Source organism: Bradyrhizobium sp. AZCC 2262 (assembly GCF_036924535.1).
Lineage (GTDB): Bacteria > Pseudomonadota > Alphaproteobacteria > Rhizobiales > Xanthobacteraceae > Bradyrhizobium.
In genome coordinates, this window is record NZ_JAZHRT010000001.1 from 4,157,019 (window position 1) to 4,169,976 (window position 12,958).

Genomic DNA, 12,958 nt, shown 5'->3' on the forward strand with positions numbered 1-12,958 from the left:
GCGCATCCATCTACCTGAAAAGGATGGATTGCCGGGTCGTTCAGTGCAAGGACGCGCTTCGCGCTTTCATCCGGCAATGACGATACCGCCTATCCGTTGACGCGCTCAACCTTGGCGACGACGGCCTTGGCGCGCAATTGTGCGATAATTGCACTGAGATGCTTGAGGTCATAGACCTCGAGGTCGATGGTCAGCTCGGTGAAATCAGGCGAGCGGCGCGACATGCTGATATTGTCGATATTGCCGTCATGCTCGGCGATCACGGTAGCGACCTGGGCTAGGCTGCCGGGCTCGTTGACGTTATGGACCAGGATCCGCGCCGGGAAACGCTGCGGCATGGTCTCATCGATATCCCAGCGCACGTCCAGCCAGCGCTCCGGCTCTTCCTCAAAGTCCTTCAGCGCCGGCGACTGGATCGGATAGATCGTGATCCCCTCGCCCGGCGTGACGATGCCGACGATGCGGTCGCCCGGCACGGCACCGCCGTTCGGCGCGAACTTCACCGGCAGATCGGAATTGATGCCGCGCACCGGGATGACGGAGGCGCTGCGCGCCGGATGCGGCGGTTCCGATTTCAGCTTCAGTTTCACCGCGAGGCTCTTCCTGGCCCCGTACCGCACCATCCGCTCTTCCTTGTAGTCCGGATACATGGCGCGGGCGACGTCGGAAGCCTTGAGTTCACCACGCCCGACGGAGGCCATCACGTCCTCGATCGAGGCGCGCGCCAGCCGGGGAAGCGCGCCCTTCAGCTTGTCGTCGGCGTATTCGATCTTGGCGCGGGCAAACAGGCGATCGATGATGCGCCGGCCAAGGCCCGCATATTGATCGCGTACCGCGGTGCGGGTCGCGCGCCGGATCGCGGCTCGAGCCTTGCCGGTGACCGCAAGCGATTCCCAGGCCGAGGGCGGCGCGGACTGCGCCTTGGAGGTCAGCACCTCGACCTCGTCACCGTTCTGCAGTTCGGACGACAGTGGTGCGAACTTGCCGTTGATCTTGCAGCCGACCGCCGAGTTGCCGACATCGGTATGCACGGCATAGGCGAAGTCGATCACATTGGCTTGCCGCGGCAGCGCGATCAGTTTGCCCTTCGGCGTGAAGCAGAACACCTGGTCGTGGAACAGTTCAAGCTTGGTGTGCTCCAGAAACTCTTCCGGATTGGCGCTGTCGGAGAGGATGCCGATGGTGTGGCGCAGCCACGCAAAGGCGTTGGACTCGTGCTTGAGCCGCTCGGTCGGCGAGCCCGCCCCCTCTTTGTAGAAGGCATGCGCGGCGATGCCAAATTCGGCGATCTGGTTCATCTCCTCGGTGCGGATCTGCAATTCGACGCGCTGGTTGCCCGGGCCGATCACGGTGGTGTGGAGCGAACGGTAATCATTCTGCTTCGGCGTCGAGATGTAGTCCTTGAAGCGTCCGGGCACCACCGGCCAGGTGGTGTGCACCACGCCGAGCGCGCGGTAGCAGGATTCGAGATCGCCAAGGATGATGCGGAAGCCGTGGATGTCGGACAGTTGCTCAAACCCGACCGATTTGCGCTCCATCTTGGTCCAGATCGAAAACGGCTGCTTGCGGCGGCCATAGACGCGCGCGGTGATGCCATTCTTCTGCAAATTCTTGGAAAGCTGGTTTTCGATCTCGCCGATCAGATTGCGGTTGCGCTCGGCGAGCGCATCGAGCCTTTGCTTCACCACCGCATACGCTTCAGGGTCGAGCACGTGGAACGACAGGTCTTCGAGCTCCTCGCGCATTTCGTGCATGCCCATGCGGCCGGCGAGCGGCGCATAGATGTCCAGCGTCTCCTCGGCGATGCGGCGGCGCGAGGCGTGCGGCACGAATTCCAGCGTGCGCATGTTGTGCAGGCGGTCGGCGAGCTTGATCAAGAGCACGCGGACGTCGTCGGCGATCGCCAGCAACAGCTTGCGCAGGTTTTCGGCCTGCTTGGCTTCGCGCGACACCAGCTCCAGCCGCTTCAGCTTGGTGAGCCCTTCGACCAAGGCGCCGATCTCGTGGCCGAAGATGTTGTCGATCTCGGCGCGCGTCGCCTCGGTGTCCTCGATGGTGTCGTGCAGCAGGGCCGCTACGATGGTGGCGTCATCGAGCTTGAGGTTGGTCAGGATCGCCGCCACCTCGAGCGGATGCGAGAAATAGGGATCGCCGGACGCGCGCGTTTGCGTGCCGTGCGCCTTCATCGCGTAGACGTAGGCCCGGTTGAGCAGGTCTTCGTTGGTGTCGGGATTATACGAGCGGACGCGTTCGACCAGATCGTATTGCCGCATCATGCGCGAGCGCGATTTCGGCTTCTCCGTCACAGGCGAGGTCGGCGCCACCGCGACCTGACCGGTCGCGGCCTGCATTTGCCGGGAGCTGCGGCGCCAATACGCCATTACATCACTGCCTTCTTCCACCAGACCCGGACGGGTCCCGCCCTTTACGTATCTAATGCGTTTTCGAACGGCGATGCACGCCGCTCTGGCCACGAAATGGTTCAATTTCGCTTGGGCCAGCGGACATCCAACGCCCAACCCGGTGACCGGCCGGCCAGGCAAGTCAGCCGATTTCGGCCGCGCCGGCCAAGGACGCATTGTAACCGCAAAATTGTCAACAAAAGCAAAGGCCCGGACAGAGGTCCGGGCCTTTGACAGATCGGGAGTTCGGGACGGCCCGGATGTTCCGGATTATTCGTCCTCTTCGGGCTGCTCTTCAGGCGGCGCCAGGCCTTCCAGACCCTTGAGGAGTTCCTCCTCGGTCATGCGCTCGACCGCGACCTCGGTATCGTCGGCATCGACGCTGGCGCCGGCCGAGCCGATCAAAGGCACGGTATCGGGCTCTGGCTCGTCGACCTCGACGAATTTCTGCAGGGAATGAACCAGTTCCTCGCGGAGGTCTTCCGGGGAAATAGTGGAATCGGCGATTTCCCGGAGCGAAACGACCGGGTTCTTGTCGTTATCCCGATCAACCGTGAGTTGTGAGCCGGACGAAATCATACGGGCGCGATGTGCAGCCAGCAAAACCAGATCGAATCGGTTGTCGACCTTATCAATGCAATCTTCCACGGTGACGCGCGCCATAGACTGTCGCTCCGTTATTTGGGGCCAAATATGTCGGTATTGGGGGCTAGTTATAGCGGCGGAGGCTATTTCGCAAGACTAAATTTGTGATTTGCCTTCCTAATGGGCTCTGCTACCCCAGCTTCGGGGCCAGAATGGCCGGAGCGTCCAGACGCGGCAGGGTTGCCGTACAGGACAAGTAAATCTCTTCATTGCACAGTCAAAAGTATAGGTTTTTCGCCCTCGCCGCACCATAATTGCAGTGGTGACTGTCGTGGGGCTCGATTCACCGAACTTTAGGCAACAGAACTGGAAAGTGCGCGCGGTCGATGGCCGCTGCGCTAGAAAAGCTAACAACAACGTGAGAACCATTTGATGTCACCCGCTTCCAACAAGATTGCGCTCTTCATCGACGGCGCCAACCTCTACGCAACGGCCAAGACGCTCGGCTTCGACATCGATTACAAGCGCCTTCTCAAGGAATTTCAGAGCCGAGGGACGCTGTTGCGTGCGTTCTACTACACGGCGATCATCGAGGATCAGGAATACTCCTCGATCCGTCCGCTGATCGATTGGCTCGACTACAACGGCTACACCGTTGTCACCAAGGCGACCAAGGAATTCATCGACGCTTCCGGCCGACGCAAGGTGAAGGGCAACATGGACATCGAGCTGGCCGTCGATGCCATGGAACTCGCCGAGCATGTCGACCAGATCGTGCTGTTCTCGGGCGACGGCGATTTCCGCTCGCTGGTCGAAGCGGTACAACGTCGGGGTGTTCGCGTCACGGTAGTCTCGACCATTTCGAGCCAGCCGCCGATGATCGCCGACGAACTGCGCCGCCAGGCCGACGTCTTCACCGACCTCGTCGAGCTGCAATCGAAGCTGGGCCGCGATCCGTCCGAACGCCCTGCCCCGCGCGAACCGCGCCATCACTCGCCGCAGTTCCTGCAGCGCGCGACCACCATGGCGCCGCGGGCCGGAGACGACGAATTCGACGATTGAGAATGAGCCAGTACGCTGCTAGAGCCTCGGTTCTGATTGGAACAGAACCGGGGCTTTTTGTTTGGCGCGCGTGAACGACGCGAAGACGCGCGTAGACGACGCGACCCGGCCTCGATCCAGGTCCGTGGCCGGCTTTCGCTCGAAATCGCTTTGGAAACATGGCTAGTCTCCCCGCTCGCGACAGTTTCGAACCCGGCCGCGATTGCCCGCTCTGCCCGAGGCTCGCCGAGTTTCGCGCTCAGACGCGCGCGAAAGCGCCGGATTGGCACAATGCGCCGGTCGACTCCTTCGGCGATCCCAACGCGCAGCTGTTGATTGTCGGGCTCGCGCCCGGCATGCAGGGCGCCAACCGGACCGGACGCCCGTTCACCGGCGACTACGCCGGCGACTTGCTGTATGCGACCCTGCTCGAATACGGCTTTGCCAAAGGCGTCTATCAGGCACGTCCCGACGACGGGCTGAAGCTGGTCGGTTGCCGGATCAGCAACGCGGTGCGCTGTGTGCCGCCGCAGAACAAACCGTTGCCTGCCGAGATCAATACCTGCCGGCAATTCCTGGTGAAGACGATTGCGACGATGCCGAAGCTTCGCGCGATCGTAGCGCTCGGGCGAATCGCCCATGACTCGACGTTGAAGGCGCTCGGCTTGCGCAATGGCGCCGCCCCCTTCGCGCACGGCGCCGTGCACAAGGCCGACACCGTCAAGCTCTACGACAGCTATCACTGCTCGCGCTACAACACCAACACACGGGTGCTGACGCCGGAGATGTTTCGCAACGTATTTGCGAAGGTGCGGAAAGATCTGGATTCTTAGGGTGGGCAAAGGCGTTGCACCGTACCCACCGGTTTTTGCCCCACCACTCCTGCCAGACCTCATCCTGAGGAGCGCGTCTTCGCGCGTCTCGAAGGATGAATGGCACCAGCCGGGCCGCATGGTTCGAGACGGCGCTACGCGCCTCCTCACCATGAGGGTTTAATAGTCCCTACAATTCAGACCGGATTGTCCCTCAGCCACGCCAGCACGTCGCCGGCATTCCGGTCCGGCGGAAACACCGGATAGAAGACGTGCGTGATACGGCCGCCATCGACGATCAATGCGAGCCGCTTGATCAGCGTCAGGCCCGCCACCGCCATGGTCGGAAGACGCAACGCCCGGCTCAGCGCCAGCTTCTCATCCGACAGCACCGGGAACGGCAGATGCAGCCGTGACGCCATTTCGGTCTGGTAGACGTTGTCCTGCGTCGAGAGGCCGAACACGTGGTTCGCGCCGGCGGCCTTCAGCTCCGCAAACAGATCGCGGAACGAGCAGGTTTGCGGCGTGCAGCCGCGCGCGCCGGGGATCATGTCCCAGTCGTCGACCAGACTGATCTTGCCGGGCTCGCCGGTGCGGGGATAGGCGAATACGACGGTGCGGCCGGCAAGCGCGGATAGCGTCACCGAGTTGTCGTCGGTGGCAAGCAGGCTGACCGGCGGGATCGTCATGCCGACGAGATGCGCCGCCGCGCCGTCGTCCGTCGGCGCCGGGATCTTGCTCCAGTCGACTTCGAGCAGGTTGGATTGAGCCATCTCGTCTTCCTCCGGGTGGCGAATAGCGAATGGCGAGTAGCGAATAGGGACGCGTTCCTCAAGGTTTCCTGTTCGCTACTCGCTATTCGCTACTCCCTATTCGCCCCTATCCTCTTGCCCGCATCAGGCGACCTTTTTCTCGGCCCCAATCGCGTTTCTTTTCACTCTCGCGCTTGTCGTGCAGCTTCTTGCCCTTGGCGATGGCCAGCAAGAGCTTGGCCCGACCGCGTTCGTTGAAATACAGCTTTAGCGGAATCAGCGTCATGCCTTCGCGATCGACCGCGCCCATCAGCTTGTTGATCTGCTTTCGGTGCAGCAGCAGCTTGCGCGGCCGTTTCGGCTCATGGTTGAAGCGGTTGGCCTGCAGATATTCCGGAATATTGGCGTTGATCAGCCAGATCTCGCCGTCCTTGGAATCCGCATAGGATTCGGCAATCGTGGTCTTGCCGTTGCGGATCGACTTCACTTCCGTGCCGGTCAGCGCAATGCCGGTTTCGATGGTGTCCTCGATCGCGTAGTTGAACCGGGCCTTGCGGTTTTCGGCGACAACCTTGATCGGGCGCTCGTTCTTCTCGGCCATTAGCTCTTCTTGAGGAGATCGCGGATCTCGGTCAGCAGTTCTTCCTGGCGGGTCGGCTTCGGCGGCGCGGGCGCGGCTTCGTCCTTGCGCTTCAGTTGGTTCATGGCGCGAATAACCATGAAGAGCACGAAAGCGATGATGATGAAGTTTAGGGTCAGCGTCAGGAAACTGCCCCAAGCCAGTACGGCGCCCTGCTTTTTGGCGTCGGCCAGGTTGGTCGCCGTCACCGACTTCGACAAGCCCGTGAAATAATTGGAGAAATCGAGGCCGCCGGTAATCGCGCCGATGATCGGCATGATCACATCGCCGACCAGCGAGGTCACGATGGCGCCGAACGCCGCACCGATGATGACGCCGACGGCGAGGTCGACGACGTTGCCCTTCATCGCGAACTCGCGGAATTCCTTCAGCATGTTGACGCCCCCTCCTCGTGGTTCGGACGAAACCCTCGCCGGCTTAGTTGATCAGGCCCGCATGCACCATGGCGTCGCGGATCACCTTGCCGGTTGGAGGCGTCACGTTCATCAACGGCAGGCGCACTTCTTCTTCGAGCCGCCCCAGCAGTTTAAGGCCATGCTTGGCCCCCGCGAGGCCGGGCTCCTTGAAGACGGCATCATGCAGCGGCGTCAGGCGGTCCTGGATCTTCAGTCCGGTAGCGAAATCACCCTGCATAACGGCTGACATCAACTCGGCACACAGCTTCGGCGCCACGTTGGCGACCACCGAGATGCAACCATGTCCTCCCGCCGCCATGTAGGCCAGTGCGGTCATGTCCTCGCCGGACAGCTGGATGAAATCCGGCCCCATCGCATGGCGTTGCTGCGACACCCGGGCAAGATTGGCGGTGGCGTCCTTGACGCCGGCGATGTTCTTCAACTCGAACAGCCGGGTCATGGTCTCGACCGACATATCGACGACGGAGCGCGGCGGGATGTTGTAAATGATGATCGGGATCCCGATCGCGTCATTCACCGCCTTGAAGTGCTGAAACATGCCTTCCTGGGTCGGCTTGTTGTAGTACGGCGTCACCACCAGCACGGCATCGGCACCGGCCCTCTCGGCGTGAACAGCAAGATCGATGGCTTCGCGCGTTGAGTTCGACCCCGCGCCGGCGATGACAGGTACGCGTCCTTTCGCCTCATCGATGCACATCTCTACTACCCGATGATGCTCGGCATGGCTCAGCGTCGGGCTTTCGCCGGTGGTACCCACGGGAACGAGACCGTGTGACCCCTGCTCGATCTGCCAGCTCACGAGCCCGCGGAAGGCCGTCTCGTCGAGCGAGCCGTTCTTGAATGGCGTGACCAAGGCGGTGAGCGATCCCCGGAACTTTGTCTTGGCTGCCATGGACTTCCTCCAAACGCTTAAGAAACGGCACGACCGAACCTGGATTTCACTTCATATCGGGTCTGGCGATCAGGCGAAAGGGCTGTACGGTAAGGCGCTAGCGCTTTGTTTCGACGCTCTTTCTCAGGCTGGCCGAGGCGCCCTCCTCAGCGCGCGCCGACAGCCGCGATTTTGCCGCGGTGATGGCGCAAACAGGTCCGGGCGCGACGTTTTAACACTTTGTCCACATATTCAATCAAATAGACCTAGGGCTGGACCGATTGAATGATTCGCCGCCGCAGAGGAACGCCGTGATTTCTTCCGCCCGCGCCGCCGCCTTGCGATCGACCGCACTGGCCACGAGCCTGGCGCTGGCTGTTGGATTGGCGGCGCTGCCTTGGGATGCCTGGGCCAATCCAAAAGTTCCCCTGCCGAAACCGCGGCCGATCGCCCGCAACGTCGTTCCAAAGCCCGCGGCACACACCAGCGCGCCCGCCGCTGCCCATACTCCGACGGCCGCCGCGGCGCCCGCTCCTGCGCCACCCGTTCTCGCGCCTGCGACCCGCCAGCATGCCGCCTTGCCGCCCCCGCGCAAGCAGGTGCCGCAGGCAGCGGTAGCCGCGACGTCCTCGACGTCGCAGGGAGACAAGGACGCGCTGGAGAACGTCATCGAGCTGGTGCGCAAGCAGAAGCCTGGGGATGCCACCCAGCTGCAGGCCTCGATATCGGATCCGGTCGCCCGCAAGCTTGCAGAATGGGTGATCCTGCGCAGCGACAACAATAACGCGTCCGTCGAGCGCTACCGTGCATTCGTCTCGGCCAACCCGAGCTGGCCATCGCAGACCTTCCTGCGCCGGCGCCTCGAGGCAGCCCTATGGGACGACCGCCGCGACGACGCCGCGGTGTGGTCATGGTTCGAAAACGAATCGCCGATTTCGGCCAAGGGCAAGTTCGCCCTGGCGAAGGCCATGCTCGCGCGCGGCGACCGCACCAATGCCGAACGGCTGGTGCGCGAGGCCTGGCGCAATGATGGCATGTCGGAGGATACCGAGACCGCGGCGCTCGACATGTTCGGCGCGCTGCTGACGGCGGGCGACCACAAGACGCGGATGGACACGCTGCTTTACAGCACCGAGCAGGAAGCCGGCGGCATGCGCGCCGCCAAGCGGCTCGGCTCGGGCCATGTCGCGCTGGCCAAGGCGCGCATTGCGGCCAACAAGAAATCCTCGAACCTCCAGTCGCTGCTCGAGGCGGTGCCACGGGAGCTGCATGGCGACCCCGGCTACATGTTCGCCAGGATCCAGTGGCTGCGCCGCGAAGAGAAGTTCAGCGAGGCCGCGCAGCTCATGCTGGCCGCGCCGAAGGATCCGAACCGCCTGCACAATCTCAACGAATGGTGGATCGAGCGGCGCTTGCTGGCGCGCAAGATGCTGGACGTCGGCGAGCATCGCACCGCCTATCTGATTGCGCGCGATGCAGCACTTCCCTCCCGCGACATCTACAAGACCGAGCAGGAATTCACCGCGGGCTGGATTGCGCTGCGGTTCCTGAAAGATCCGGCCGTCGCCGCCCAGCACTTCGCGCGCATCGGTGTCGGCAGTGCGAACCCGACCGCACTGGCGCGCGGCGGCTATTGGCAGGGCCGCGCGGCGGAAGCCGCCGGCCGCATGCAGGAAGCCCGGGCCGCCTACGGCCGCGCCGCCGAACAGTCGACCAGCTATTACGGTCAGCTCGCACGCGCCAAGCTCGGCATGCCGCAGCTCGAATTGAACGGTGCGCCGACCGGCCGCGGTCGCGGGGGTGAACGGCTGGAGATCGTCCGCGCCGTGCAGCTGCTCTATGAGCTCGACGAGCGCGAGCTTGCGATTCCGATTTTCGCCGACATGGGCGAGAATGGCGATCCCGAGGCCCTGGCCGGCCTCGGCGAACTCACCTCGCGCCACAGCGACGCCCGCGGCATGCTGCTGCTCGGCAAGGCCGCGCTCAACCGCGGCCTGCCGTTCGACCATTACGCCTATCCCGTCAACGGCATACCGTCTTTCAAGCAGATCGGACCCGAGGTCGAGCCGAGCGTCGTCTATTCGATCGCGCGACAGGAAAGCGCCTTCAACCCGGCCGTGGTCTCGCCGGCGCAGGCCTACGGGCTGATGCAGGTGACGCCGGACGCCGGACGCTATGTCTGCAAACGGGCTGGCGTCAGCTTCGACCTCAACCGGATGAAGACCGATTCCGTCTACAACGCCGTGCTTGGCGCCGCCGAACTCGGCGGCCTGCTCGAGGACTACCGCGGCTCCTACATCCTGACCTTCGCCGGCTACAATGCCGGTCGCGGAAGCGTCAAGAAATGGATCGAGCGTTACGGCGATCCGCGCGATCCCAAGGTCGACGCGGTCGATTGGGTCGAACAGATCCCGTTCTCCGAGACGCGGAATTACGTGCAGCGGATCATGGAGAACCTGCAGGTCTATCGCGCGCGGTTTGGCGGCGGGACTAGGCTCCAGATCGAAGCTGACCTACGTCGCGGCGCCAGCATCGAATAGCGGCATTAGAACCTTGCCTCAAGCATTCTGCGACTTCGCAGCGGCAACAGCGCGGCCAACGATCGCGTGACCCGACTCAGAACAAGCGCGGCTGCTGGATGCTATATGTGGGTATCTAATTACCTAATCAAATGCGAATATTCGGCTCCAGTCCTTCTTCATGTCGGCCACCGTCCACCTGTTCACCGCTGCGGCGTCCAGCGCCACGTCGAGCTTGCCGAAATGCGATTGTCGATCGTAGGCGTATTCGCGTTCCGCGTCGGTGTGGTGCACGATCAGGCCGAACCGCGCGCCGCTGGCGCCGAGCGTCGTCCATTGCAGCATTTCGAGATCGCCGTCGGAATTGCCGAAGGCTGCAATCGGACGGCGGCCGATATGTTCGTTGATGCCGATCGGCTTTCCCGTCTTGTCGTCGATGAAGTTGATGTCGGGCAGCCGGAAAAGCGTCGGCGCGCCGTCCTTCATCTCAAATCGAGTCTTGATCGACGATCCGACGACCTGCTCCGGCGGCACGCCGTAGATCCGCCCGGTCCATGGCCGCATGAACTCGATGCCGCCGCCTGAGACGATGAAGGTCTTGAAGCCATTGGCCCGGAGGTAGGCGAGCAGTTCGAGCATCGGCTGGTAGACCAGTTCAGTATAGGGGCGCTTGAAGCGGTGATCGCGCGCGGTCGCCAGCCAGTCCGTGACGATCTTCTCAAACTCTGCCGTGGTCATGCCGGCATGTGTCGCGGCGATGATTTCGACCAATCCCTTTTCCCCGGACGCCGCCAGCGCCTTCAGATTGCCGTCCAGCACCGCCGCGAACGGCTGCTTGGTCTTCCATTCCGGATGCATCGGCGCCATGACCTTCACGCGGTCGAGTGCGAAGGCCAGTTGTATGTACATCGGCTGCTCGACCCATAGCGTGCCGTCATTGTCGAAGGTCGCGATGCGCTGCTCGACCGGTACGAAGAAGGGCCCACCTTGCGTCGTGACGCGCGCGACAAAGTCGAGAATTGAGGCTTTGGTAGCGCCGTCGTTCCAGGACGGTAGCGGATCGCTCTGCGCTTGAGCTTCCACCGTGGTGGAGCGAAGCGAGGCAGCGAGCAACGGAAGCATCGCCAGGAACGAAAGAAGGCCGCGACGGTTGATAGCAGGAAAACGGATGATCGGCTTCATGGTCGACTCCTTTCCGTTGTCAAGCGGGCGCACAGGATCTCGGCGCGCCCGCCATGAAACCAGTCGAAGCCCTGGCGGCTACCTGCTCACTGCCGCCCGGGCCGCCTCGATTTTCGCTTTCACGGCATCAAGGTTAAAGCTCGCGCCCTTCTGCATCGGCGGAAACTCGATCGCCGTCATCGCCAGCTTTTCCACCTGCTGCTGAACAAACACAAAGCGCCAGAATTCGTATTTGAACCAGTCGAAGTATTGCTGCGCGCCTTCTTTCGTCCCACTATCGGGCCAGCCCGTGCGCTCGAACGGATCGAGGCGAAGGTTGGTCAGGTAGGGCACGTCAGCCTTGGTTTTTTCACCGAGCCAGCCTCTGGGCTGGTCGATGAAGCGATACTTGAAGTCGTCGATGCGCACGGCACCGAGTTCGCTCTCTCCGAAGTAAAAGATTTCGTGCCGGTTCGACGGCCCCTTGCCGGTAATCATGTCCATCTGGTTATAGCCGTCCAGATAGCACTTATAGGTCGTGTCACCGATCTGTTTGCCCTTCTTCAGCTCCTCTGCAATGTTCGGGTTGCCAGCCGCCGCCAGGAAGGTCGGAAACCAGTCCAGGCCGGAAATGATGCCGTTCTCGACCTTGCCGGCCGGCACCTTGCCCGGCCAACGGATCATGCAGGGTACGCGGAAGCCACCTTCCATGACGGTGCCTTTGCTCTGCGCGAAAGGTGTCTGTCCGCCATCAGGCCAGGTGAAGACCTCGGTGCCGTTGTCGGTGGTGAAGACCACGATGGTGTTGTCGTCCACGCCCATATCCTTGAGCTTCTGCATCACGATGCCGACGTCGTCATCGAGCTGCGCCATGCCGGCTTCATGTATCGACCAGCCGTTCTTGGAGTTGCGCGTCGCCTCGTACTTTTGTGAAAGATGCGTGACGATGTGCATCCGGGTCGGGTTGAGCCACAGGAAGAACGGCTTGTTGTCGGCCTTGGCCTTCTCGATGAACTTCAGGGCGAGATCGCGGATTTCGTCATCTACGGTTTCCATCCTCTTGGGATAAAGCGTTCCGGCATCCTCGATCCTCTGCTTGCCGACCTTTCCCCAGCGCGGGTCCACCGTCGGGTCATCCACGTTGGTCGCATAGGTATGAAGCATGTTGCGCGGACCGACGACGTTCAGCAGATCCTGCGGGTAGTTCGGGTGCGCGGGGTCTTCCATCGCGTCGAGATGATAAAGGTAACCGAAGAACTCATCGAAGCCGTGCACCGTCGGCAAGAATTCATTCTTGTCGCCGAGGTGATTCTTGCCAAATTGGCCGGTGGCGTAACCCATTCCTTTCAACGCCGTGGCGATGGTCACAGCTTGCGCTGGTATCCCGATAGCCGCGCCAGCCTGGCCGACCGTGGTCATGCCGGTGCGGATGGGCAACTCGCCGGTGATGAAGTTGGCGCGACCTGCCGTGCAACTCGCCTCGGCATAATAGTCGGTAAACAACATGCCTTCAGCAGCGAGCTTGTCGAGATTGGGCGTTCGGCCGGCCATCAGGCCGCGGTGATAAGCGCCGATATTCCACATGCCGATGTCGTCACCCATGATGACAACGATGTTCGGCCGCTGTCCGGCTGACGCGGGTGCCGGTGTCGGTTGCTGCGCCTGCGCAGAACTTGTTAGCCCGACCGCGGAGAGTGCGGAAGCGGCGACAAGAGAACTTCCGCTCAACAAGAGATCGCGGCGTTTCATTCCGCTGCCC

11 protein-coding genes are annotated in these 12,958 nt (G+C 62.3%); 3 read left to right on the plus strand and 8 right to left on the minus strand.

Translation table 11 applies throughout. The features are described 5' to 3' along the window. Window positions 1-89: 89 nt before the first annotated feature. Window positions 90-2,381 carry a RelA/SpoT family protein gene (locus V1283_RS19855; protein WP_334388126.1) on the minus strand — a complete coding sequence of 764 codons (2,292 nt, stop codon included), beginning with the start codon at window positions 2,379-2,381 and terminating at the stop codon, window positions 90-92. 291 nt (window positions 2,382-2,672) lie between these two features. Further along, window positions 2,673-3,065 carry a DNA-directed RNA polymerase subunit omega gene (gene rpoZ, locus V1283_RS19860; protein ID WP_024512695.1) on the minus strand — a complete coding sequence of 131 codons (393 nt, stop codon included), beginning with the start codon at window positions 3,063-3,065 and terminating at the stop codon, window positions 2,673-2,675. 354 nt (window positions 3,066-3,419) lie between these two features. Here rpoZ and V1283_RS19865 point away from each other — a divergent pair, with 354 nt between their 5' ends. Both V1283_RS19865 and V1283_RS19870 read left to right on the plus strand, forming a co-directional pair. Next, on the plus strand, window positions 3,420-4,049 hold the full coding sequence (locus V1283_RS19865; protein ID WP_334388127.1) for a LabA-like NYN domain-containing protein: 630 nt from the start codon (window positions 3,420-3,422) through the stop codon (window positions 4,047-4,049). Between the two features lie 158 nt (window positions 4,050-4,207). Further along, window positions 4,208-4,861: a uracil-DNA glycosylase gene (locus tag V1283_RS19870; RefSeq protein WP_334388128.1), complete on the plus strand. Its 654-nt coding sequence runs from the start codon at window positions 4,208-4,210 to the stop codon at window positions 4,859-4,861. A gap of 176 nt (window positions 4,862-5,037) precedes the next feature. On the opposite strand, the gene V1283_RS19875 is transcribed toward V1283_RS19870, so the two are convergent. From V1283_RS19875 to dapA, 4 genes are all read right to left on the minus strand, one after another. Then, complete coding sequence (locus V1283_RS19875) at window positions 5,038-5,613, minus strand: peroxiredoxin (RefSeq protein WP_334388129.1); 576 nt, start codon at window positions 5,611-5,613, stop codon at window positions 5,038-5,040. Between the two features lie 106 nt (window positions 5,614-5,719). Beyond that, on the minus strand, window positions 5,720-6,193 hold the full coding sequence (smpB, locus tag V1283_RS19880; RefSeq protein WP_212421706.1) for an SsrA-binding protein SmpB: 474 nt from the start codon (window positions 6,191-6,193) through the stop codon (window positions 5,720-5,722). Further along, window positions 6,193-6,606: a large conductance mechanosensitive channel protein MscL gene (gene mscL / locus V1283_RS19885; RefSeq protein ID WP_334388130.1), complete on the minus strand. Its 414-nt coding sequence runs from the start codon at window positions 6,604-6,606 to the stop codon at window positions 6,193-6,195. The genes smpB and mscL overlap by 1 nt, the downstream gene beginning before the upstream one ends. A 43-nt stretch (window positions 6,607-6,649) precedes the next feature. Next, window positions 6,650-7,540, minus strand: coding sequence for a 4-hydroxy-tetrahydrodipicolinate synthase (dapA, locus tag V1283_RS19890; protein WP_334388131.1), 891 nt, complete (start codon window positions 7,538-7,540; stop codon window positions 6,650-6,652). 290 nt (window positions 7,541-7,830) lie between these two features. Here dapA and V1283_RS19895 point away from each other — a divergent pair, with 290 nt between their 5' ends. After that, on the plus strand, window positions 7,831-10,059 hold the full coding sequence (locus V1283_RS19895) for a lytic transglycosylase domain-containing protein (protein WP_334388132.1): 2,229 nt from the start codon (window positions 7,831-7,833) through the stop codon (window positions 10,057-10,059). 123 nt (window positions 10,060-10,182) lie between these two features. On the opposite strand, the gene V1283_RS19900 is transcribed toward V1283_RS19895, so the two are convergent. Further along, the gene (locus V1283_RS19900; protein WP_334393106.1) at window positions 10,183-11,160 is read right to left on the minus strand and encodes an HAD family hydrolase; all 978 of its coding nucleotides are present in this window, start codon (window positions 11,158-11,160) and stop codon (window positions 10,183-10,185) included. A gap of 138 nt (window positions 11,161-11,298) precedes the next feature. Further along, the gene (locus V1283_RS19905; RefSeq protein ID WP_334393107.1) at window positions 11,299-12,948 is read right to left on the minus strand and encodes an arylsulfatase; all 1,650 of its coding nucleotides are present in this window, start codon (window positions 12,946-12,948) and stop codon (window positions 11,299-11,301) included. Window positions 12,949-12,958 lie beyond the last annotated feature (10 nt).